25 protein-coding genes and 1 tRNA gene are annotated in these 20,884 nt (G+C 64.7%); 22 read left to right on the top strand and 4 right to left on the bottom strand.

The window, feature by feature from the left end; genetic code table 11:
• Positions 1-29: 29 nt before the first annotated feature.
• Entirely contained in the window at positions 30-1,013 is a 984-nt protein-coding gene (locus HMP06_RS14150) for a hypothetical protein (RefSeq protein ID WP_232089700.1), read from the top strand.
• On the opposite strand, the gene HMP06_RS14155 is transcribed toward HMP06_RS14150, so the two are convergent.
• Positions 1,010-1,807: a DUF72 domain-containing protein gene (locus HMP06_RS14155; protein WP_176497655.1), complete on the bottom strand. Its 798-nt coding sequence runs from the start codon at positions 1,805-1,807 to the stop codon at positions 1,010-1,012. The genes HMP06_RS14150 and HMP06_RS14155 overlap by 4 nt on opposite strands.
• 82 nt (positions 1,808-1,889) lie before the next feature.
• Between HMP06_RS14155 and HMP06_RS14160 the strand changes: the two genes are divergently transcribed.
• On the top strand, positions 1,890-2,450 hold the full coding sequence (locus tag HMP06_RS14160) for a sigma-70 family RNA polymerase sigma factor (protein WP_443026516.1): 561 nt from the start codon (positions 1,890-1,892) through the stop codon (positions 2,448-2,450).
• Positions 2,447-3,100 carry an NrsF family protein gene (locus HMP06_RS14165; RefSeq protein ID WP_232089702.1) on the top strand — a complete coding sequence of 218 codons (654 nt, stop codon included), beginning with the start codon at positions 2,447-2,449 and terminating at the stop codon, positions 3,098-3,100. The genes HMP06_RS14160 and HMP06_RS14165 overlap by 4 nt, the downstream gene beginning before the upstream one ends.
• Positions 3,101-3,161: 61 nt before the next feature.
• Here HMP06_RS14165 and HMP06_RS18080 read toward each other — a convergent pair whose 3' ends face one another.
• Positions 3,162-3,362 (bottom strand): FCD domain-containing protein, encoded by a 201-nt coding sequence (locus tag HMP06_RS18080; RefSeq protein WP_176497657.1) that lies wholly within the window; start codon positions 3,360-3,362, stop codon positions 3,162-3,164.
• Here HMP06_RS18080 and HMP06_RS14175 point away from each other — a divergent pair.
• The 8 genes from HMP06_RS14175 to HMP06_RS14210 all read left to right on the top strand — a co-directional run bounded on the left by HMP06_RS14175 (position 3,275) and on the right by HMP06_RS14210 (position 10,096).
• A complete protein-coding gene (locus HMP06_RS14175) occupies positions 3,275-4,081 on the top strand; it encodes an MFS transporter (protein WP_232089703.1) in 807 nt (268 codons plus the stop codon). The genes HMP06_RS18080 and HMP06_RS14175 overlap by 88 nt on opposite strands.
• 10 nt (positions 4,082-4,091) lie before the next feature.
• Positions 4,092-5,261: a mannonate dehydratase gene (gene uxuA, locus HMP06_RS14180; protein ID WP_176497658.1), complete on the top strand. Its 1,170-nt coding sequence runs from the start codon at positions 4,092-4,094 to the stop codon at positions 5,259-5,261.
• A gap of 227 nt (positions 5,262-5,488) precedes the next feature.
• Positions 5,489-5,626, top strand: a complete 138-nt coding sequence (locus HMP06_RS14185) for a hypothetical protein (RefSeq protein ID WP_176497659.1) — start codon at positions 5,489-5,491, stop codon at positions 5,624-5,626.
• Entirely contained in the window at positions 5,623-7,644 is a 2,022-nt protein-coding gene (locus tag HMP06_RS14190; RefSeq protein WP_176497660.1) for a phage/plasmid primase, P4 family, read from the top strand. Before HMP06_RS14185 ends, HMP06_RS14190 begins: the two co-directional genes overlap by 4 nt.
• A gap of 126 nt (positions 7,645-7,770) precedes the next feature.
• The gene (locus HMP06_RS14195) at positions 7,771-7,923 is read left to right on the top strand and encodes a hypothetical protein (protein WP_176497661.1); all 153 of its coding nucleotides are present in this window, start codon (positions 7,771-7,773) and stop codon (positions 7,921-7,923) included.
• Positions 7,916-8,125 (top strand): hypothetical protein, encoded by a 210-nt coding sequence (locus HMP06_RS14200; protein WP_176497662.1) that lies wholly within the window; start codon positions 7,916-7,918, stop codon positions 8,123-8,125. Before HMP06_RS14195 ends, HMP06_RS14200 begins: the two co-directional genes overlap by 8 nt.
• Positions 8,122-8,523 carry an HNH endonuclease signature motif containing protein gene (locus HMP06_RS18085; protein ID WP_197940693.1) on the top strand — a complete coding sequence of 134 codons (402 nt, stop codon included), beginning with the start codon at positions 8,122-8,124 and terminating at the stop codon, positions 8,521-8,523. Before HMP06_RS14200 ends, HMP06_RS18085 begins: the two co-directional genes overlap by 4 nt.
• 79 nt (positions 8,524-8,602) lie before the next feature.
• On the top strand, positions 8,603-10,096 hold the full coding sequence (locus HMP06_RS14210) for a terminase large subunit (RefSeq protein ID WP_176497664.1): 1,494 nt from the start codon (positions 8,603-8,605) through the stop codon (positions 10,094-10,096).
• On the opposite strand, the gene HMP06_RS14215 is transcribed toward HMP06_RS14210, so the two are convergent.
• Positions 10,093-10,320 carry a hypothetical protein gene (locus HMP06_RS14215; protein WP_176497665.1) on the bottom strand — a complete coding sequence of 76 codons (228 nt, stop codon included), beginning with the start codon at positions 10,318-10,320 and terminating at the stop codon, positions 10,093-10,095. The two genes, HMP06_RS14210 and HMP06_RS14215, sit on opposite strands and share 4 nt — an antisense overlap.
• 260 nt (positions 10,321-10,580) lie before the next feature.
• On the opposite strand from HMP06_RS14215, the gene HMP06_RS14220 reads away from it, so the two are divergent.
• The 9 genes from HMP06_RS14220 (at position 10,581) to HMP06_RS14260 (ending at position 18,667) form a co-directional block, all read left to right on the top strand.
• Positions 10,581-10,832, top strand: coding sequence for a hypothetical protein (locus HMP06_RS14220; RefSeq protein WP_176497666.1), 252 nt, complete (start codon positions 10,581-10,583; stop codon positions 10,830-10,832).
• Positions 10,833-10,836: 4 nt separating this feature from the next.
• A complete protein-coding gene (locus HMP06_RS14225) occupies positions 10,837-11,109 on the top strand; it encodes a hypothetical protein (RefSeq protein ID WP_176497667.1) in 273 nt (90 codons plus the stop codon).
• 74 nt (positions 11,110-11,183) lie between these two features.
• A complete protein-coding gene (locus HMP06_RS14230; protein WP_176497668.1) occupies positions 11,184-11,651 on the top strand; it encodes a hypothetical protein in 468 nt (155 codons plus the stop codon).
• Positions 11,652-11,814: 163 nt separating this feature from the next.
• Positions 11,815-13,128 carry a phage major capsid protein gene (locus HMP06_RS14235; RefSeq protein WP_176497669.1) on the top strand — a complete coding sequence of 438 codons (1,314 nt, stop codon included), beginning with the start codon at positions 11,815-11,817 and terminating at the stop codon, positions 13,126-13,128.
• Positions 13,125-13,634, top strand: coding sequence for an HK97 family phage prohead protease (locus HMP06_RS14240; protein WP_197940695.1), 510 nt, complete (start codon positions 13,125-13,127; stop codon positions 13,632-13,634). The genes HMP06_RS14235 and HMP06_RS14240 overlap by 4 nt, the downstream gene beginning before the upstream one ends.
• Positions 13,631-14,806: a phage portal protein gene (locus HMP06_RS14245; RefSeq protein WP_232089705.1), complete on the top strand. Its 1,176-nt coding sequence runs from the start codon at positions 13,631-13,633 to the stop codon at positions 14,804-14,806. The genes HMP06_RS14240 and HMP06_RS14245 overlap by 4 nt, the downstream gene beginning before the upstream one ends.
• Positions 14,807-15,015: 209 nt before the next feature.
• Positions 15,016-16,542, top strand: coding sequence for an IS21 family transposase (gene istA, locus HMP06_RS14250; protein ID WP_176495470.1), 1,527 nt, complete (start codon positions 15,016-15,018; stop codon positions 16,540-16,542).
• Positions 16,543-16,555: 13 nt separating this feature from the next.
• Positions 16,556-17,296: an IS21-like element helper ATPase IstB gene (gene istB / locus HMP06_RS14255; RefSeq protein WP_176495471.1), complete on the top strand. Its 741-nt coding sequence runs from the start codon at positions 16,556-16,558 to the stop codon at positions 17,294-17,296.
• 297 nt (positions 17,297-17,593) lie between these two features.
• On the top strand, positions 17,594-18,667 hold the full coding sequence (locus HMP06_RS14260) for a tyrosine-type recombinase/integrase (RefSeq protein ID WP_176497670.1): 1,074 nt from the start codon (positions 17,594-17,596) through the stop codon (positions 18,665-18,667).
• A gap of 12 nt (positions 18,668-18,679) precedes the next feature.
• On the opposite strand, the gene HMP06_RS14265 is transcribed toward HMP06_RS14260, so the two are convergent.
• Positions 18,680-18,753, bottom strand: a tRNA-Gln gene (locus tag HMP06_RS14265).
• A 206-nt stretch (positions 18,754-18,959) separates the two neighbouring features.
• Here HMP06_RS14265 and HMP06_RS14270 point away from each other — a divergent pair.
• Together HMP06_RS14270 and HMP06_RS14275 are read left to right on the top strand one after the other, a co-directional pair.
• The gene (locus tag HMP06_RS14270; RefSeq protein ID WP_176498566.1) at positions 18,960-20,024 is read left to right on the top strand and encodes a Ppx/GppA phosphatase family protein; all 1,065 of its coding nucleotides are present in this window, start codon (positions 18,960-18,962) and stop codon (positions 20,022-20,024) included.
• Between the two features lie 13 nt (positions 20,025-20,037).
• Entirely contained in the window at positions 20,038-20,709 is a 672-nt protein-coding gene (locus tag HMP06_RS14275; protein ID WP_176497671.1) for an RlmE family RNA methyltransferase, read from the top strand.
• The last annotated feature ends 175 nt before the right edge of the window (positions 20,710-20,884 follow it).

The following is a 20,884-nucleotide window of genomic DNA, read 5'->3' on the forward strand; positions in this document are numbered from 1 at the left end:
CGCCTGCGTAACGGCCCCGATAAGGCAGCATGGACGATGCAATCCCTCCGGTGTCCGAACCTGCCCCGGTGCTGCCCCCGCCGCCGCCCCCGCTGTCGCCGCCCGCCCCGCCGCTGCCGCCCCGCGTGCTGCCGAGCTTTACCCCGGCACCGCCACCTCCTGCGAGCGGGATGGGGTGGCGGATGGGCGTCGCGCTCGGGCTGATCGCGTTTTTGATCGGGGTCGGCGTGGCCGCGTTCGTGCTCAACAAATTCGCCCGTACTGCTGAGACTAAGCCCGTCGCGACCGTGACGGTGCCAGTCGGTGCCAATGGGCAGGCACCGGTAGTGATCGTGCCGAGCAAGGCCGGCGCGCCGGTCCCGGCGATCGATCTGGCGGCGCTGTCGACGCGCGAAGCCGAACTGGCTGCCAAGCTCGGCGATCTGGAAACGCGTGCCGGCATGATCGACCGCGAGTCGCAGCGTGCGTCGGCTTATGCCACGCGCAGCGAGGGGATGATGGTCGCGTTCGCCGCACGGCGGGCGCTCGATCGTGGGCTCAATCTCGGCTTTCTGGAGGATCAGTTGCGCAGTCGCTTCGGCGGCACGCAGCCCGCCGCGGTTGCCACCGTGCTGCAAGCGGCGCGCGCGCCGGTGACGCTGGAGGATTTGCGCGCCGGGCTCGACGGGATTGCGCCGGAATTGATGACCGGTGCCGCGACGATCGGCTGGTGGCAAAGCTTCCGGTTCGAAATCGGCAATCTTGTGGTTTTGCGCCGCGCGGGCACGCCCTCGCCTTTGCCAGTCGATCGCGTGGCGCGCGCCCGCCGGTTGATCGACGCGGGACAAGTCGAGGCGGCGCTGGCGGAAGTGTCGCGCACCCCGGGTGCCGGGCAAGCGGAAAGCTGGAGCAGTGCTGCACGGCGCTACATCGGCGCGCGCCGTGCGCTCGACACGATCGAGAGTGCCGCCATCCTGGCCCCGGGCGTCGATGCGGTTCCGGTTGCGGCACCGGTCCCATCCGTTACGCCCTAAGCGCGGATGCGCTCGATCAGTGCCATCGCGCCGGCGGGCGCCCGCACCTTTGCACCGTTGATGAAAAACACAAAGGCTTCGCGCGGGCTGACCGATCCCGGGTCTGCGACATAGGGCAGGCCCTCGGGCGCCCCGCCACTTGCCCAGGTCCGTGCGGCCCCGGCCCAGCGATCCAGCGCAGCAGGGGTATAGCCCGCCGGTTCGTCCTCGGCCGCCGCCTCGAGCCGCGCATAGACGAAGTCGCCGCTGATATCGGCAATCGCGGGATAGTCGGCTGAATCGGCATAGACGATCGCCACCCCGGCGGCGCGCGCCATTGCGACGAATTCCGGCACGCAAAAGGTCTCATGCCGCACCTGCACCGCGTGGCGCAGCGCGACGCCGTCCTGCTTTGCGGGTAACAGCTTCAGGAATGCCCCGAAATCGTCCGGATCAAACTTCTTGGTCGCCATGAACTGCCACAGGATCGGCCCAAGCCGGTCGCCGAGTTCGACGATGCCTTGCCCGGTGAAGCGCGCGATCGATTCGCCGGCTTCGGCCAGCACCTTGCGATTGGTGCAATATCGTGATGCCTTCAGCGTGAAGACGAAGCCGTCGGGCACCGCTTTCGCCCAGGCGGCGAAGGTCGCGGGCTTTTGCGAGGAATAATAGGTGCCGTTGACCTCGATCGCGGTCAGCTTACCCGCGGCATATTCTAGCTCGCGCTTGATCGGCCACTTTTCGGGAAAGAAAACGCCGCGCCATGGCTCGTACGTCCACCCGCCAATACCGATTCGGATGTCCCCTCTTGTCATGTGCGCAAGGCTAACCGAGAAGTCGATCCGACGGAACCGTAACCGAAACCGGGGCTCACGCGAATGACGATCCGGAATGGCCTTGCGGGCTGGTGAAGCAGAACTCAGGACGCTGATGATCGGCGGCCTGGCCGGTGAGGCCGCCGCGCAGCGCGCGCTGCTGCGGGCGCTTGCCCCAGTGCTGCGCGCCTTCTTCGCGCGACGGCTGCGCGGGGCGGAGGATGATGTCGAGGATTTGGTGCAGGACAGTTTGATCGCCATCCATACGCGGCGTGCGACCTATGACCCGGCGCGGCCGTTCACCGCCTGGGCTTATGCCGTGGCGCGCTACAAGATGATCGATCATTTCCGGCGCCGAAAGCAGACCGTGCCGCTCGACGATTTTGCCGACATCCTCTCGGTCGGGAGTTTCGAGGACGCGAGCGGTGCGCAGATGGATGTCGCCAAACTCCTTGATGCGCTGCCATCCAAACAGGCGCAGGCGATCCGCGCGACAAAGATCGACGGACTGAGCGTGGCGGAGGCGGCGGCGCGCGCCGGGATCAGCGAATCTGACGTGAAGATCTCGGTGCATCGCGGGCTGAAGACGCTCGAACGGCGGTTGAGTGACGCGACCCTGGGCGCTGCCCGGCTGGGATCATGACGATGCGATCGACCGAAGCCCTGATCGATTCGCTGACCGAACAGGTCGCGCCCGTAGCACCCGGCGCGGTCGGCGGGCGCGTGTTTGCCGCGCTGCTGATCGGGGGCGTCGCGACGGCGGTGGCAGTGGCGGCGGGACTCGGGTTGCGGCCCGATCTGTCGCACGCGCTCTATGGCAGCATGATCTGGATAAAATGGGCTTATACATTGTCGATCGGTTTGCTCGCCGCATCCGGCTTGGCGGTGGTCGCACGGCCAGAGCGGCGCGCCCTGGGCTGGCTGTGGCTTGGGCTGCTGCTGCCCGTCGCCCTACTTGCCGCGCTCGCCCTTGGGCAGTTGATGGCAACCCCGCGCTACGGCTGGCCGTCGCTCTGGTTCGGCCATAGCTGGCAGCGCTGCTCGCTTTCGGTCGTGCTGCTCGCGCTACCGATCTTCGCCGCGCTCCTCCGAGCGCTGCACAGCCTCGCGCCGACGCGGCTCCGCTTGGCGGGCGCGATGGCCGGGCTGGCGGCGGGCGGCATAGCGGCGACGCTCTATGGCTTCCATTGCCCCGAAACTGCGGCACCCTTCGTGCTTACGTGGTATTCGCTGGGGATTGTAGTCGCGATGGCGCTCGGCGCTGTGGTGGGTCCGCGCGCCCTGCGCTGGTAGCGGAGCGGAGCGCAGGCTGCACGGCTTCTGCGGGCTGAACACCAGCGGGCCGAGGTGCAGCTCAATCGGTACTTACGGCGTATCTCCGTCGGGTATCGGCCAGCGAACGGCGCGCTTCTTCCACGGCCAGTTCCTCGGTTCGGAACAGCAAATGATCCATCACCGCCGCCAGATGTGCGCGCATCGCCAACCGCGCCGCATTCGCGTCACCGGCGCGCAACGCTTGCAGGATCGACGCATGTTCCTCGACGACAGGGCGCACCTTGGCATCGCAGCCCGGCCGATCATCCGGCTCTCAGCGATGCCGAGCGCGTCGCGATCACCGCGGCGCGCGACGAGGATGTCGATGCCAAGCCCACGACGCGGCGCGATCTGCTCAAGAGTCGCGCCTTCTGGGGCATTGCGGTCCCGCGTTTTCTGGCCGAGCCGGCATGGCAGACCTTCAATTTCTTCATCCCGCTCTATCTGGTTTCGGTCTGGCAGCTCGGTTTGAAGAGCATCGCTCTCTGGGCGTGGATGCCGTTCCTCGCCGCCGATTTCGGGAGTCTGGCAGCGGGGGTCTTGCCACGCTGGCTGATGAAGCGCGGCGTGCCGCTGGTTGCCTCGCGCAAGATCACGATGACGGTCGGCGCGCTGTGTATGATCGGCCCGGCGTGCATCGGGCTGGCGACATCGCCCGCCATCGCAATCCTGTTGTTCTGCGTCGGCGGCTTTGCGCATCAGATGCTGAGCGGCGCGCTGATCACGCTGTGCGCCGACATGTTCGACAGCCGCACGGTCGGCACGGCGAGCGGCATGGCGGGGACTTCGGCGTGGGTCGGCGGGATGCTGTTCACGCTGCTGATCGGCCAAAGCGCGGACGCCTTTGGCTATGACCCGTTGTTCGCCGCGCTGGCGGTGCTTGATATTTTGGCGGCGGCGGTGTTGTGGAGCTTGCTGCGCTCCCGCCCGCGCACGCCTGTGACGCTTCGGGAAGGCTGATACCGTGTTGATGACTCAAACGATGCGCTGGTTCGGGCCGAGCGATCCGGTGCGGCTGCGCGATATTCGCCAGGCAGGGGCAAGCGGCATCGTGACCGCGCTGCACGAAGTGCCGAACGGCGCGGTGTGGGAGCACGGCGCGATCGCCGCGCGGAAAGCGATGATCGAGGCCGCCGGGCTCGACTGGCGCGTGGTAGAAAGCTTGCCGGTGGAAGAGGGGATCAAGACCCGGTCGCACGAGTGGGACCGGCTGATCGATGATTATTGCCAGAGCCTGACCAATCTCGCGGCGTGCGGGATCGACGTCGTAACCTACAATTTCATGCCGCTGCTCGATTGGACGCGGACCGATCTCGCGTGGGAATTGCCCGACGGCGCGCGCGCGCTACGCTTCGAGCCGGTGGCGGTCGCCGCGTACGACCTCTTTATCCTGCAGCGCCCGGGTGCGCGCGATGCGTATGCCGACGCGCTGCAAGAAGCCGCCACGGCACGCTATGCCGCAATGGACGATGCCGCGCGCGCTATGCTCGAGCGGACGATCATCGCGGGGCTGCCGGGCAGCGAGGAGGGGTTCACCTCGGCCGAATTTCTGCGCGCGGTGGATACCTATGCCAAGATCGACGCCGCCCAATTACGCGACAATCATGTCGCCTTTCTCGAAGCAGTCTGCCCGCTCGCCGACGAGCTCGGCATCCGCTTGGTCGTCCACCCCGACGATCCGCCGTTCCCGATCTTCGGCTTGCCGCGCGTCGTCAGCACCGAAGCCGATGTCGCCGACCTGTTCGCGCGCGTGCCGAACCGCTCGAACGGGCTGTGCCTGTGCACCGGATCGTTCGGCGTGCGTGCGGACAATGATCTGCCCGGCATGGTCGATCGGCTCGGCGACCGCATCGGCTTCCTGCATCTGCGCTCGGTCCAGCGCGAGCCGGATGGCGCGTTTCACGAGGCGGCGCATCTCGAGGGCGATGCCGGCATGGCAGCGGTGGTCGCGGCGGTGCATCGCCTGTCGGTGCGCGAGCAACGCAGCATCCCGATGCGGCCGGATCACGGGCATCAAATGCTCGACGATCTCGGGCGCACCGTGAACCCTGGCTATTCGCTGCTGGGGCGGATGCGCGGGCTGGCTGAGCTCCGTGGCCTCGAACGGGGTATTGCCTTTGCCGCAGGGCATTTGGCCTGACCCGACCGAATTGCGTGATCGGCTGGAACGGGCGGCGTAGTCCGCTCTGGCGGTGCGACGCACTGCGCGATCGGCTTCGGAAACCTCAGCTCAAATTACGGATAACCCACTAAATATTTACTTGGCTGGATGCCCCGTGAGGGCATACGCAAGATAAGGATTACAGAGACTTACGCAGGCTAACTGGAAGCACTGCTATGGTAAACCCCCTTCGCGACCGTTCCGGATTGGCTAACCTTTTCGACCCTTCACCGGGGCTGAAAAGCGAAACGCTCGACCCGGCGGCAACCGGATCGAGCGCATCAATCCCCGACCTGGCGGATGGGTTCGAATTGCATACCACTAGCGGCGGGGTGGCGCAATGAACGCGATCCCCGCGCGGCGCGAGTTCGCGCTCCCCGACCCTTGGCGCATCCCCCTCGACCTGGGCTTTTCGGTATTCCCGGTGCCGCACGCGAGCAAGCAACCCGTCATCAAGTGGAAAGCATACCAGACGGCGCGCCCGACTCCCGAAGCTGTGGCGGGCTGGGCCTCTAAGCAAAGCAATGTCGGTATCGCCACCGGGGCGGTGTCGGGCTTGTTCGTCCTCGATCTGGACAGCGACGAAGCGGTTGCCGAGGCGACGCGGCGCGGCTTGCCGGACACAATCTCGGTTCGCACCGGCAAGGGGCGGCACGTCTATTTCGCGCACCCCGGCGGGACGATCGGCAACCGGGCGGGCATTTTTCCCGGCGCTGATATCCGTGGCGACGGTGGCTATGTCGTGGCGGCGGGTTCGACGCACCCAAGCGGGTCGCTCTATGCATGGGAGAATCCTCCCGGCCTGTTCGATCTGGCCGCCGCCCCTGATTGGTTGCTCGCCATGCTCCGCGAGCCTAGCTTGCTGGCGATCGAGGCGGGCAAGGTACGCGCTGCACCGCGCGGCGCGCGTAACGATCAACTCAACAAGTCGGCATTCCGCATCGGACAGGACGTTTCGGCGGGCAAGGTTGATCCGGACGCAGCGCGATCGGCGCTTGCGGCCGCAGCGAACGACGCTGGCCTAGAGCCGTTTGAAATCGCGCGGACGCTCGATAGCGGCATGACGGCGGGCAAGAGCAATCCCAGCCGCAACGGGCCGAGCGAGGATGATATCGCGCTCGCCTTCACAGCGCGGCACGGTAACACCCTCCGGTTCGATCACGACGCGGGGCGGTGGTTCGTATGGGATGGCGCGCGCTGGCAACCGAATAACGATCACCTTGCTTTCACCTATGCGCGCCACGAAGCGCGGCAACGCGGCGCACCGGGCAAGGCCAATTTTGCGGCGGGTGTAGAGCGGTTTGCTCGCGCCGATCGTGCGCACGCCGTCACCGCGGCACTATGGGATGCCGACCCGATGTTGCTGGGCACCCCCGGTGGCACCGTCGATCTGCGCACGGGCGATTTCTTTCCCGCTCGCCCGGATGATTACATCACGAAGCTGGCAGGATGCACACCCGAACATGGCGAGCCTACGCGGTGGCTCCAGTTTCTGAATGAGGCACTGGAGGGCGATCAGGACGCCATCCGGTTCCTTCGCTTGTGGACCGGATACTGCCTCACTGGCGACACGCGCGAACATGCGCTGATCTTTCTTCACGGGCTGGCGGGGACGGGTAAGAGCGTGTTCCTCAACACGCTTGCGGCGATCCTTGGCGACTATGCCGTCACGGCGGCAATGGACACCTTCACCTCCTCAAAGTTCGATCGGCACTCAACCGAGCTGGCGATGTTGCACGGCGCGCGTTTGGTAACGGCAAGCGAAACCGAGGAAGGCCGATCGTGGGCAGAAGCTAAGATTAAGCAGATGACCGGCGGCGATCCGATCACGGCGCGCTTTATGCGGCAGGACAATTTCACGTTCCGACCGCAATTCAAGCTGACAATCGTGGGCAATCACGCGCCCCGCCTCGCTAATCCCGACGATGCCATGCGGCGACGGTTCAACATTCTCGGTTTCAACGTAAAGCCCGCCGCCCCGGATTTGCAGCTCGAACACAAGCTAAAGGCGGAACACGGGCGCATTCTCGCCTGGGCAATCGCCGGGTGTCGTGAGTGGCAAACGAGCGGCCTAGTGCGCCCCGCCGCAGTGACCGACGCAACGACCGAGTATTTCGCGGGCGAGGATTTGATGGGGCAATGGCTTGCCGAGCGGTGCGAGATCAGGCGCGGCGCGTTCGAGCTTCCCGCCAAGCTCTACACCGACTGGCGGAAATACGCCGACGAGCATGGCGAAGACCCCGGCACGGCGATCGGGTTCGGTAAGAAGATGAGCAAGCGAGGACTGGCCTCAAAGGTCGCCAATGGCATCCGCGCCCACCAAGGCGTCGCGCTGAAAGCGGGGCCGTACGATGTCGATTGAGGCCAATTTAGAACAGCTAGAACGGATAGAACGGATAATCTGCTTTGGTATCACGTGCGCGCGGGCGGGTGTGAGGCGAAACGGAAACACCCGTTCTATCCGTTCTAGCCGTGCTGGCGGTGCCGAATGAGCGCCGCCCCCCGGCTTGCCGAGATCGCCCGCCGATTAGGGCAGCTCCGCCCCGACTGGAGCAATCCCGAACGCTACTTTGAAAACCGAAGCGAGCTTGAGCGCGACATGCGCCGCCTCGCCAAGCAACTGGAACGCGAGCATGGCTGATCTGATCGAGACAATCGAAGCGATGGCACCCGCGCAACGTGAGGGCGCGCTGATCGTGCTGGACGCGCTAAGCCGTCCACTGACCGCACGGGAGATTGAGAGCATCCTCAAGGCGAGCCGTGTCACGCGGTCGCGTGCCGTGATCCTCGCTAGCGTCCTCAAGGGATGGCACGTCCTCGCCATGATGGGGCCGGAGCAATGAGCGCGTACCCATACAACACCGCACGGTGGAAGCGCCTGCGTCTCGCACACTTGGCAATCGAGCCGCTGTGTCGTGGCTGCGCACCGCATCGCATCACGCCCGCGAACACCGTCGATCACGTTGTGCCGATGAGCGACGGCGGGCCTGCGTTCCCTTCGCATGATGGCCTCGCAAGCTACTGTCCACCCTGCCACGGCGCAAAGACAGCACGGGGAAGCGAGGCAGGGGCGATCCGATCGAGCAAGCCGCGCAAGGGGTGCGATGCCGATGGCAACCCGCTCGATGCTGCGCATCCTTGGGGAAATCTCTCAGGACTGACAGACAGGGGACCGACGCCCACCCTTCGAAATCAGTTAGTTTACAAACGTAGTCAGTCTGGAGGCCGTGATGGGCGCTAGGGGACCCGGTGCGGCACGCCTGAAAGCCGTGGCAGCAAGTGCACCCGCCATGGCGTCACACCCTTGGGAAACGGCTGGAATGCCCGCTGCTGACCGGATGCTGGCGTTCCTCGGTACGTTGCCGATCGTGTCCGGCCTTAAGGCTGGCGAGCGCATGGAAGTGATCGACTTCCAAGAACAATTCGTGCGGGGCGTGTATGCCGAAACCGAGGGCGAGCGGATCGTGCGTTTGGCGGGTCTGTCGGTCGCACGCGGCAACGGCAAGTCGGGCCTGCTGGCGGGTTTGTCGCTTGGGCACCTGCTGGGGCCGATGCTGGAACCCTACGGGGAATGTTACGCGGCGGCGCTCGATCGCGAACAGGCGAGCGTGCTTTACCGGATGACGTGCGCCTACATCTACGCCGTCCCCTGGATGGCGGCACGGGTGAACATCCGCGATCAGTTCAAAGAGATCACCGACCACGAAAGCAACTCGATCTGGCGGGCGCTCACGTCCGACGCGCGCAAGGCGCATGGCCTGGCACCATCATTCTGGATCGCGGACGAGGTGGCGCAATGGCGCTCGCGCGAGCTGTGGGACAATCTGCGCACCGGCATGGCGAAACGGCGGCAGGCGCTTGGCGTGACCATCTCGACGCAGGCGGCGGACGATCATCATTTCTGGAGTGAGATGCTCGACGCAGAACCCGCCGCCTCGGTCTATATTCAGCTCCACGCGGCACCGAAGGATTGCGCGCTCGACGATCGCGAAGCGTGGGGCTTGGCGAACCCGGCGCTGGGCAAGTTCCTCAACGAAACCGACTTCGCCGACGCGGCGGCAATGGCGAAGCGCTCGCCATCGTTCGAACCGGCGTTCCGGTTGCTCAACCTCAACCAGCGCGTCGCGGCAGAGGGGAGGTTCCTCAACGCGGCGGATTGGGAGGCCAATGCCGAGCCGTTCGACGTTACCGAGCTGGAGGGGCAGCGCTGCTACGGGGGATTGGACCTTTCCAGCACGCGCGACCTTACCGCCTTGGCGCTGTATTTCCCGGATTCGGGCAAGCTGCTGGCGTGGCATTTCGTGCCGGTGGACACGATCGGCGAACGTGTCGAACGCGACCGGGTGCCTTACGATCGCTGGGCAGAGGACGGGTGGATCGAGACGACGGTCGGGAGGGCAACCGATCGCGTCGCCATCGCCCACCAGCTTGCCGACATTCGCGGGCGCTACGACGTGCAGGGCATCGCGTTCGATCGCTGGCGCTTCGAGGATCTGGGCAAGCTGCTATCCGACGAAGGAATCGACTTGCCGCTGTCCGAGTTCGTGCCGGGGTTCCGGTCCTATGCGGCGGCGGTGGACGCTTTCGAGCGCGCGGTGCTGGAGCGCAAGATGCTGCACAACGGCTCGCCAATCCTGAAATGGCAGGCTGGCAATGTCGTGATTGAGATGGATGCAGCCGGAAACAGAAAGCCCTCAAAAGCGAAGTCGATCGACCGAATCGACGGTATTGTCAGTGCGATCATGGCGACCGGGCTGGCAGCTACCGACGAAGGGCCGAAGGTGTATCGGGGGGCAGGGCTGGCTTGGGTTTAGACGACGGTCGGCATAGCATCCTTCATTGCGGCGTTAGGCAATAGAACCCGCACGCGCACAATGCCGTCGCCGTTAACGAAATACTCTACATCGCGGACTTTATCAGAGACACCGCTAGGTTGGCGGATACATTCGCCAATACGCGGGACGGCAGGAAAGTCGAAATCATCCCATTCCGCTCCGTTATCAAAAGAAGAGCCTAAAAACACTGTAACCGTAATCATCCGATAACCTTTCGCAAGATGAGCCTTATCGCCTCAGGCCGCGACGGCGGGTGCGCCTGATCTGCAATCCACGCGTCGAGCGCGGCAAGGTCGGCGGGCGGCAAGGTCAAATGAATCGACTTTGCGTCAATGCGCGGCCGCCCCCTTTTTTCTGTACGGACTATTGCGCCTGTCATGGTTAATCCGTACAGACAAATCGAGCCGAACGAAAGCGTCAACTTTCGCCCGGCTCTAACCGCAACCGTTCCTGGAGAACGATCATGGCTACACACGCTCCTATCACGGGCGCGCCGACGCGCGCACCTAACTTTCACGCCCTCGACCTGTCGCCGATGGACGATCTGAGCGGCGATCTTTCGATCCTCAAATCGCTGATCGACATTTCGATCGACACGCCAAACCCCGGCGACGCTGAAAACCTACTACACGCCGCATTGCGCGAGCTGGCGCGTGCGGACGCTCGGCACCAAGCGTTCCACCAGTCCCTCCTAGCGTTGAAGCGGGAGGGTTGATGACATGGGCGTTCATTTCTCACCTCCGCCGCCCGCCGCGATCACGCGCGTCCTTTCACGCTTTGATCGCGACGCGCTTGCCGCGTTCGTGATGGTCGCCATTGATTTGATGGACCTTGCCGAGCCGGATGCCGACCTTGAGCCGAACGGCGACGAGCTGGACGGCGACCCTGCTGAGGACGAGTTCATGTATCACGGCGGCTGGGGGCCGGGTTGCCCGGTCGGCGACCCCGGTGGATGCGAACACGACGGGCGCGAACCGCCGGGGGCAGAATAAAAAAACATACTAGCACCGTCTGGACAATAGTTCAGAACCCTCTTATATCGGTTTCGAGATAGGGAGTTTCGAACATGTTGACCGCCGCCTACACCGCCGCCGCCTGCCGTATCGCGAGTCTGGAGCGCAAAAAGTTCGACGCTGTGATGGCATCGGGCGAATACAATTGCGCCCCGAACGCGCCTCACGGGATGCCTCGCATTTTCGAAATCCCCGACTTGATCGGCCTGTATCTGTTCGCTCGCCTAAACGAGCGCGGGCAGACCGTGAAGCAGGCGGCGGCGGTCGCGTGTCGCGTTGTGGGGCAACTCAAAAATGCCGTGAACAATGGCTTGCCGATCCCCGAGCACGTCGCGGTTGCGCACGCGATGAATGGCGCAAGCTATTGCTGCCCGGGCACCGATGCGAACCCTCTCGCCTCGCAGATTGGCGGCGTTGGCTCGATCCTTTGGACCGAAATGTGGAACGTCGCCAACTTGAAGGCCGAGGTTCAGCGCGGGCTTGCCGAGGAAGAGCGCATCGCTGGCGGTGCAGACGAATAATGCAGACACCACCCCAAATCGCCCGCGCCTGGGCATCGCCGATCGGGAGGGGTGGAAGCGCGCGTAACCCCGATCGGCAATCATCAAACACCATCGTTGAGAAACTGACGGCTTTCACCGCGCGGGGGGCTTCGGCTCCCCGCCAAATTGAGGAAAAATGAGCATGAACCTGCACCAACTCCGCCAGCGCAAGGCCGAGCTTCGCTCCGCCACGTCGGCAATCATCGCGGCCCCCGGCGGCGCGGACGGCCTGCTGTCCGATGAACAGCGCACGGCGGTAAACGACAATTTCGCCGAGCTGGACCGGCTCCAGTCCAACGAAACGATTCTGGAGCGTCAAGCGCGCGAGGACAGCGAGGCGCGAGGCCGTCCGTTGACCGACACGCCTGCGAACGACGGAATCGAATACCGCGTGTTCGCCGAGGCAATTTCACACACCGCCGCCGAGGGCATCGAGACGTGGCGCACCGATAATGGCGAGCGCGTGCCGGTGTTGGGTCGCGAACAGCGCATCGCCGATTTCGTCCCTGCCGAGCGTTCCGCCGCCAGCGACATCGGCCTGGGCCGGTTCATCGGTGCGCTGATCGGCGGGCCGAAGAACGATCTGGAGCGTCGCGCTCTTGCCGAGGGCAGCGTCTCGACTGGCGGTGCATTCCTCCCGGCACCGCTCGCAACGGAAGTGATCGACCACGCCCGTATCGAGAACGTCGCTTTCAAGGCAGGCGTTCGCACCGTGCCGATGGCGAACAAGACCATGCGCATGGCGAAGGTTATCAGCGATCCCGTGCCGTCGTGGCGCGCGGAAAACTCGCTGATTGCCGAAAGCGATCCGGTGTTCGGCGATATGTCGATGGACGCAAAGAGCCTTGCGGTGCGGTTCGTCGTGTCGCGCGAATTGCTGGAGGATACCCCCAACATGGACGCGCTGCTGCGCTCCACGATGGCAGCCGGGTTCGCTCGCGGCCTGGACGATGCGATCTTTTTCGGCACCGGCACCGGCAATCAACCGCTTGGCCTCGCCAACACTCCCGGCCTCCAGTCGGTTTCGATGGGCACGAACGGCGGCGCGCTCGCCGGGTATGCCCCGTTCCTTGATGCCATGTTTGCGTTGCAGGCCGTCAACGAAGGCAAGGTGGACGCGATCGTGCTGGCACCGCGCTCCAATCGCGTGATCGCGGGCTTTGTGGACTCGCAGGGGCAACCGCTCCAGCCCCCGCCCTTGCTCGCCAACGTGCCGTTCCTGTCCACCAATGGCATCCCGACCAATCAGACGCAGGGGACGGCAAACAACGCCTCCAGCGCCTTCCTGGGCGACTTCTCGCAAGTTCTGGTCGGCATCCGCACGCAGCTCCAGATTACGGTGCTGAATGAGCGGTTTGCCGAATATGGGCAGGTCGGGTTCATCGGCTGGCTTCGCGCCGACGTGCAGGTTGCGCGCCCTGCGGCCCTTGCCAAGATCGTGGGCATCAAGCCGTGATCGAGCGTCGCGCCATGGGGGAGGTCCGGTCGGAAGGCCGGACCCTTCGCGGCCTCGCCATCCCTTATGGCGTGGACACGCGCATCAACGGCGGCACCGAGTCCATTGCGGTCGGTGCCGTCACGGCCTCGCTCGCCAATCGCGATATCCTCGCCCTGGTCGACCACGACGCCAGCAAGGTGCTTGGTCGCACCCGGTCGGGCACGTTGCGGCTTGTCGAGGATAGCCGGGGCCTTTCGTATGAAATCGACTTGCCCGACACGACCGCCGCGCGCGACGTGCTGGCGCTTGTCGAACGTGGCGACGCGGGCGGTATGTCGTTCGGGTTCAACGTGCCCAAGGGTGGCGACGAATGGCGCGGCACGCACCGCACTGTGCGCAACCTGACCCTTCACGAAATCAGCGTCATCACCTCACACCCGGCCTATCAGGCTACGACGATCGAGGCACGCGGCGCTGCGCATTCCATGGAGCTGCTACGGCTCCGCCTGGAGGTGTACCGGTGAGGCTTCCCGCTCTTTTCCGCCGATCTGCCGAGCCAAATAGCTGGCAGGGTTCTGCGCATCCGATCACGATGGCGAGCGTGGCGGCATCGCACGATGGCGCGATCGTAAGCACGGTGGAGGCCGAAAACCTCGCTGTCGTGCTGTCCTGCGTCAACGTCATCTCGTCCAATATCGCGGCCTTCCCGGTGCTGGTTTACCGCCGCCAAGGTGCCGAGCGCGTGGAGGTTCTGGACCATTGGCTAAAGCGCCTGGTCCGCTACGGGCCGAACCCCGATCAAGTGTGGGGCGCGATGCTGGAATCCGCGATCGCAAGCGTGGAGCTTCACGGCAATGCTCTGATCGAATTGACGCGGGACGCATCCGGCGCGGTGCTTTCGATGCGCTTCATCCCGTGGGCGTGGGTCGCAATGCAGCTCTTGCCGAGCGGGCGTGTCGCGTTCGACGTGTACGAGCCGACGATGCCCGGTGCCGGTGCCCGCAAGCGCCGCCTGCTGGCCGATGACGTGGTGCATTTGAAGGACCGTAGCGACGATGCCATGATTGGCCGATCGCGCCTTAGCCGTGCGCGGGACGTGCTGCGCACTGCCACTTCACAACAGACGTTCGCGCGCAACTTCCTCGATCTGGGGGCGCAACCGAGCGGTGTCATCACGTCCGAGCATCCCTTATCAGCCGCGCAAATGACCAGCATTCGATCGCAATTCACCGATCGGTTTTCCGGTGCGAGCAACGCGGGCCGCGCGCTGATCCTGGACGACATGCTCAAATGGTCGCCTATGCAGGTCAGTCCCGAGGATGCCGAGCTGTTGAACAGCCGGCGCTTTGCGGTGGAGGAAATCGCCCGCGTTTATGGCGTGCCGCCGCCGATGATTGGCGACCTGTCGCATGGCACCTTCACGAACAGCCGGGAGGCAGCGCGCTGGTTTGGACAGTTCACGCTTACGCCTCGCGTGCGCCGCCTGGAGGCCGAATTGAACCGCGCCCTGTTCGGCTATGGCAGCGATCTGGAGATCGAGTTCGATATGTCGAGCCTGTTGCGCTCCGACCCTGAAACCCGCTGGGCAAGTCACAAGATTGCGATCGAAACCGGCGTTCTGGACACCGACGAAGTGCGCGAGATCGAGGGCTACAATCCCCGCCCCGCCAAGCCTGTGGCGGTGCCCGCCGAATGACCGCGCGTTCCACCTTTGCTGATTCCGAGGCAAGCCGCCCCCTCATTCCGAAATAATGCCGCCCCCGGATTCCGAGAAATAGTCGCCCCCGGATTCCGAGATGATGTCGCCCCCTTGCGGGGTGGGTCGGACCGGGATCGCCGGCAGGGTTATCGTCGCTCCTTTGGGTCTGTCCGAAGGAGTGAATGATGCCGGCGGGAAGGGTGAGTATGCGACGTGTCCGCGAGATGATGAGATACCGGTTCGAACAGGAGCTGGGATACAAGGCGATATCGCTGCGCGTGGGTGCGGTGCCCTCGACGGTGCGGGCGACCTTGAAGCGTGTCGCGGATGCGGGACTGAGATGGCCGCTGGACGAGACGCTCGGCGATGCTGCGCTGGAGGCATCACTCTACCGCGATGCGGGCAAGAAGACCGGCCACCGCCGCTGTCCCGAACCCGACTGGGCGCAAGTTCATCGCGAGCTGAAGCGCAAGCATGTCACGCTGCAGGTGTTGTGGGACGAGTATATCGCCGAGCATCCGACCGGCTATCGCTACAGCCGATTCTGCGACCTGTATCGCGGCTGGGCGATGAAGCTGCCGGTTACGATGCGTCAGAACCATGCGCCGGGTGACAAGCTGTTCGTCGATTATGCGGGCGACAAGATCGCGGTGGTGATCGACCGACTGACGGGCGAAGTGCGTGACGCGCATATCTTCGTGGCGGTGCTGGGGGCGTCCAGCCTGACCTATGCCGAGGGAAGCTGGACCGAGACGCTGCCCGACTGGCTGGCGGCGCACACGCGCGCGCTCGCAATGTTCGGCGGTGCGCCGGCGCTGTTCGTGCCCGACAATGCGAAGGTCGCGGTGATCAAGGCTTGTCTTTACGATCCGCAGGTCAACCGCAGCTATGCCGAGATGGCGGCGCATTACGACAGCACGGTGCTGCCGACGCGGCCGCGCCGCCCGCGCGATAAGGCAAAGGTCGAAGCTGCCGTGCTGATCGTCGAGCGCTGGCTGTTCGGACGCCTTCGGCGTCGGATCTTCTACAGCCTGGCCGAACTGAACGCCGCGATCGCCGGGTTGCTTGCCGAGTTGAACGATCGGCGCGTGCTGCGCCGGGTTGGGCAGACGCGTCGTCAGTTGTTCGAAGAGATCGACCGGCCCGCGCTGAAGCCGCTGCCAGCCGAGCCCTATGTCTACGCCGAATGGCGGCGCAGGCGCGCAGGACTCGATTATCACGTCGAGATCGAGCGGCATTATTACTCCGTCCCATACCGCTTCGCACGCGAGCCGATCGAAGCGCGGATCACCGCGGCGACCATCGAGCTGTTCCACAAGGGCGAGCGGATCGCCGCGCACATGCGCGGCTCGGGCAATGGCCGCCATACCACGATCCCGGAGCATATGCCCTCGTCGCACCGGCGCTTTGCCGACTGGACAGTAGAGCGGATCGCGCGCGATGCGACCGCGATCGGGCCATGTACGGCATTGCTGTGCGAGAAGATCCTCGTTGAACGGCGCCATCCCGAGCAGGGCTTCCGGGCCTGTATGGGCATCATGCGCATGACGCGCAGCTTCGGTGCCAAGCGGATCGAAGCGGCTTGTTCGCGCGCGCTCGATATCGGTGCGCTCACCTACGGCTCGGTCAGATCGATCCTCGACAAGAACCTCGACCAGATCCCGTCATCGCCTCCGGTTGAGAGCCCGCCGGTCGATCATCCCAACATCCGGGGCTCACGCTATTATCACTGAAAGGAACACGACGATGCTCGCACATCCGACGCTTGATCGGCTGAACGAAATGGGCCTGGCCGGTATGGCCAGGGCGTTCGACGAACTTGCCACCAATGCCGAAGCGGATCGGCTTACCCATCCCGAATGGCTGGCACTCCTCCTCGATCGCGAATGGGGCGTCCGTCACGATCGCAAGCTTGCCGCCAGGCTGCGGTTCGCCAAGCTGCGCCATCAGGCCTCGCCCGAGGACATCGATTATCGCAAACCCCGCGGGCTCGACCGCGCGCTGGTCGTGAAGCTCGTGGTCGGCGACTGGATCGCCGCCCACGACAATCTGGTCATCACCGGACCCACCGGGGTCGGTAAGAGCTGGCTTGCCTGCGCGCTTGGTCACAAGGCCTGCCGCGACGATCGCTCGGTGCTCTATCAGCGCGTCCCCAAGCTGTTCACCAGCCTCGCGCTTGCCCGCGGGGATGGTCGTCACGAACGCTTGCTGCGAAAGCTCGGCGGCGTGCAGCTACTCATCCTCGACGACTGGGGCCTGGAGCCGCTCGACGCACTCGCGCGCCACGATCTGCTCGAGATCCTCGAAGAACGCTACGGGCGGCGCTCGACGATCGTTACCAGCCAGCTGCCCATCGCCAGTTGGCATCAGGTGATCGCGGATCCGACCTATGCCGACGCGATCCTCGATCGCCTCGTCCACAACGCCCATCGGCTCGACCTCGATGGCGATAGCATGCGGCGTGCGAAAACCAGCCAGATCGCTTGACGTAAGCACCGAACGAAACAACAACGATCATTGCCGACAAGGCCCCGCTTCCGGGGGGCGACATCATCTCGGAATCAGGGGGCGCGATCATCTCGGAAACGGGGGGCGACTTCGTCGGAATCAGCACACCTTCAAGCAAGCCGAGATCAATGCCGTTGCCCAATGGGCGAAGGCAGGGGTTCGACTCGCGATGGTGGCGAGGCCGGATGGCACCAAAATCATAATGGCCGCGACCGACGTTGATTCGCAGGTCGGTTCGGAAGACTTCGCAGCACGCGTAGATGCGTTCGGTGGCTTGTGAATAAGCGGCTCGCCTATGTCTCCAGCTTTGTCGATCGCCACGGCAAGCGTCGGTATCGCTTTCGCCGAAACGGATATCCTGTCCACTATTTCAAAGAGCCGCACGGGACAAAGGCCTTCGAACGCGAGTACGCGGATTGCCTGAACGCCGACGCCGTGCCGATTGGCGCGGGGCGGGTTAAACCGGGCAGCGTTGCGGACGTGATCGCGCGTTACTACGCCGACAACAGTTTCATGGATCTGCGACCTTCTACGCAGGCCATCTATCGTGGCGTGCTGGAGCGGCTACGCGACAAGTTCGGTGACGATCCGATTCGACTGTTCGACGCCGAACGGCTTTCGCGGTTAATGACGCTGATGCGGGACCGGCCTCACGCGGCGGCACGTCTCCGCAAACTGTTCGCTCAACTGTTCGTGATCGCACGCCGCGCGAAGCTAGTGCCGCACGGGTTCGATCCTGTGCGCGACACCAAGCCTCCGAAGGCCGTTAGCGAGGGCTATCATCGGTGGACCGAAGACGAGCTTGACGCATTCGAGGCCAAGCATCCGCTGGGCACAAAGCCCCGGCTGGCGTTCGCGATGCTGCTCTACGGTGCCCAACGAAGTGGCGACGTTCGGTACATGACACGCGAAACGATCGCCGATGGGCGCATACGGCTCGACCAAAGCAAGACCAGCACGGCGGTTGACGTTCCGGTGGTGCAGCCGTTGCGCGACGCGCTGGAGGCTGGGCCTTTAGGCAAATCGACACTGCTGGAGACGAAGGGCGGTGAGCCGTTCACGCCAAAGGGTTTCTACGGCATGTTCAAGCGCGCGTGCATTGCGGCCGATCTGCCCCATTGCTCGCCTCACGGCCTGCGAAAATCGGCTGCGCGGCGCTGCAAAGACGCTGGCTGCACCAATGAGCAAGGCATGGCGATCACGGGTCACAAGACCGAGAAAGAGTATCTCCGTTACGCTGGAACCGGCGCACGTCCGGACCTAGCCGACGAAGCAATGGTGAAGGTTTTGGCTAACTCTGCCCTGCGGTTAGCCAACGCCGACACGCAAACTCCTGTAGAGTCACGGTAAAAGCTGTCTGGCTGGATGCCCCGTGAGGATTCGAACCTCAATAGGCGGTATCAGAAACCGCAGTCTTACCATTAGACGACGGGGCATCAGCAGGGCGTGGGCCGGGCCGCGATCTACGGGGGTGGGCGGCGAGTGTCAACCGAGCCGCGCACGCTCCAGCAAAGTCCGTCGCTTGCCGGCCATCGGGCCATCAGCTAGGATCGAGCCCAAGCACCGAACGGCGCGCCTATTCGGCGCGGCGCGACGGCAGAACAGAATAAGCGAGTAACACGGCATGGGGGACGCTCCCGATATGCCGTACCGGCAGGCGAGACCTGCCCGTTCGGCGCCGGTCCACGGCAAACCATATCCCAAGGCCCCGGGTAAGGCGGCGGGCGCGGCGCGGACGCGCGAGCCTCGGCATTTCGCTGCGCTAGACCTTGGCACCAACAATTGCCGCTTGTTGATCGCGCGCCCCCAAGGCGATGGCTTTGCCGTGGTCGACGCCTTTTCGCGGATCGTGCGGTTGGGCGAGGGGCTGGCGGGTTCGGGGCGGCTGAGCGATGCCGCGATCGAACGCACGATCGCCGCGCTGAAGATTTGTGCCGACAAATTGAAACGGCGCAACGTCACGCTGTCGCGCGCGGTCGCGACCGAGGCGTGTCGGCGCGCAAGCAACGGCCCGGACTTCATCGCGCGCGCTTATGCCGAAACCGGTATCCTGCTCGACATCATCTCGGCCGAGGAGGAAGCGCGCCTTGCGGTGCTCGGCTGCCACGCGCTGATCGAACCGGGCGAGGGCCCCGCTTTGGTGTTCGACATCGGCGGCGGATCGACCGAATTGGTGCTGGTCGATACACGTCCGGATCTGCCGGTGGTGCTCGATTGGCATAGCGCGCCCTGGGGCGTGGTGTCGCTGACCGAAAGTGCCGGCCACGGCCCGCCGGGGCGTGATGGCGGGGCCGCGGGGCGCGCCGCGAGCTATGCGCAGATGCGCGCGCTGGTGGCGGAAAGCATGGCCGATTTCGCCGCCCGCTTGCCCGCTGACGTCGCGGTGCCGCGTTTGCTCGGCACGTCGGGCACGGTCACCACGCTTGCCAGCGTGCACCTGGGGCTAACGCATTACGACCGCGCGCAAGTCGACGGGCTGATCGTGCCTGCGCCTGCGCTGCGGCGGATCAGCGCGGATCTCGCGGCGATGGATCTGCGTGAGCGCGCCACGCTCCCCTGCATCGGCAATGAGCGGGCCGATCTGGTCGTGGCGGGCTGCGCGATCCTCGAGACGATCATGGATTTGTGGCCGGCGCAGCGGGTTGGCATCGCCGATCGGGGCATTCGCGAAGGCATCTTACGACGTCTGATGGGAAATGGATCATGAGCAGGGACGCCGTATGAGCAGGGATGGCGGTGGACTTCGCGTCCGCGTGAAAACCGCGCGCAAGCGCACCGCGCAATCGACGCGCTGGCTCGACCGCCAGTTGAACGATCCGTACGTCAAGCGCGCCAAGGCCGACGGCTTTCGCAGCCGCGCCGCGTACAAGTTGAGCGAGCTCGACGAACGCTTCGGCTTTCTGAAGGGCAAGCGCCGCGTCGTCGATCTCGGCATCGCGCCGGGCGGCTGGGCGCAAGTGGTGCGGCGGCAAGTGCCCAAGGCGGCGATCGTCGGGATCGATCTGTTGCCGGTCGATCCGATCGACGGCGTGACGATCCTGCAGCTCGATTTTATGGACGATGTCGCGCCCGAGCGCTTGACCGCCGCGCTCGACGGCATGCCGGATCTGGTCTTGTCGGACATGGCGGCCAACACCGTCGGCCATCCGCAAACCGATGCGCTGCGCACGATGGGCTTGGTCGAAGCCGCGCTGGAATTCGCGATCGACGTGTTGGCACCTGGCGGGGTGTTTGTCGGCAAGGTGTTTGCAGGCGGCGCGGATACGGCGTTGGTCGCGGAATTGAAGCGCAATTTCGCCACGGTGAAACATGCCAAGCCCGCGGCATCGCGGAAGGCATCGAGTGAATGGTATGTGGTGGCGCAGGGGTTCAAGGGTCGGTCAGCGGAATAGCGCAGCTATTCCGCGTCTCGGACCGACCCGCGGCCGGCGGGTCGCGTAGCGAACCCGACCGACGGCGCGGCTTTGCCGCGACGCTTTCAGGAGCGAAAAGGTAGAAATGATCAGCGCCGTGGCAAAGCCACTTTATCGGTCGGGGCTAAGACCCCGCCGTCCGGGTTTCGGCTAA

This window comes from Sphingomonas sp. HMP6, from assembly GCF_013374095.1.
Classification (GTDB): domain Bacteria; phylum Pseudomonadota; class Alphaproteobacteria; order Sphingomonadales; family Sphingomonadaceae; genus Sphingomonas.

Coding starts and splice junctions, on each gene's coding strand:
- istB (WP_176495471.1), top strand. CDS start 16,556: ATGCTCGCACATCCGACGCTTGATCGGCTGAACGAAATGGGCCTGGCC.
- HMP06_RS14200 (WP_176497662.1), top strand. CDS start 7,916: ATGGCTGATCTGATCGAGACAATCGAAGCGATGGCACCCGCGCAACGT.
- HMP06_RS14155 (WP_176497655.1), bottom strand. CDS start 1,807: ATGACAAGAGGGGACATCCGAATCGGTATTGGCGGGTGGACGTACGAG.
- HMP06_RS14270 (WP_176498566.1), top strand. CDS start 18,960: ATGCCGTACCGGCAGGCGAGACCTGCCCGTTCGGCGCCGGTCCACGGC.
- HMP06_RS18085 (WP_197940693.1), top strand. CDS start 8,122: ATGAGCGCGTACCCATACAACACCGCACGGTGGAAGCGCCTGCGTCTC.
- HMP06_RS14195 (WP_176497661.1), top strand. CDS start 7,771: ATGAGCGCCGCCCCCCGGCTTGCCGAGATCGCCCGCCGATTAGGGCAG.
- uxuA (WP_176497658.1), top strand. CDS start 4,092: ATGACTCAAACGATGCGCTGGTTCGGGCCGAGCGATCCGGTGCGGCTG.
- istA (WP_176495470.1), top strand. CDS start 15,016: ATGCGACGTGTCCGCGAGATGATGAGATACCGGTTCGAACAGGAGCTG.
- HMP06_RS14210 (WP_176497664.1), top strand. CDS start 8,603: ATGCCCGCTGCTGACCGGATGCTGGCGTTCCTCGGTACGTTGCCGATC.
- HMP06_RS14225 (WP_176497667.1), top strand. CDS start 10,837: ATGGGCGTTCATTTCTCACCTCCGCCGCCCGCCGCGATCACGCGCGTC.
- HMP06_RS14230 (WP_176497668.1), top strand. CDS start 11,184: ATGTTGACCGCCGCCTACACCGCCGCCGCCTGCCGTATCGCGAGTCTG.
- HMP06_RS14220 (WP_176497666.1), top strand. CDS start 10,581: ATGGCTACACACGCTCCTATCACGGGCGCGCCGACGCGCGCACCTAAC.
- HMP06_RS14235 (WP_176497669.1), top strand. CDS start 11,815: ATGAACCTGCACCAACTCCGCCAGCGCAAGGCCGAGCTTCGCTCCGCC.
- HMP06_RS14150 (WP_232089700.1), top strand. CDS start 30: ATGGACGATGCAATCCCTCCGGTGTCCGAACCTGCCCCGGTGCTGCCC.
- HMP06_RS14275 (WP_176497671.1), top strand. CDS start 20,038: ATGAGCAGGGATGGCGGTGGACTTCGCGTCCGCGTGAAAACCGCGCGC.
- HMP06_RS14190 (WP_176497660.1), top strand. CDS start 5,623: ATGAACGCGATCCCCGCGCGGCGCGAGTTCGCGCTCCCCGACCCTTGG.
- HMP06_RS14165 (WP_232089702.1), top strand. CDS start 2,447: ATGACGATGCGATCGACCGAAGCCCTGATCGATTCGCTGACCGAACAG.
- HMP06_RS14215 (WP_176497665.1), bottom strand. CDS start 10,320: ATGATTACGGTTACAGTGTTTTTAGGCTCTTCTTTTGATAACGGAGCG.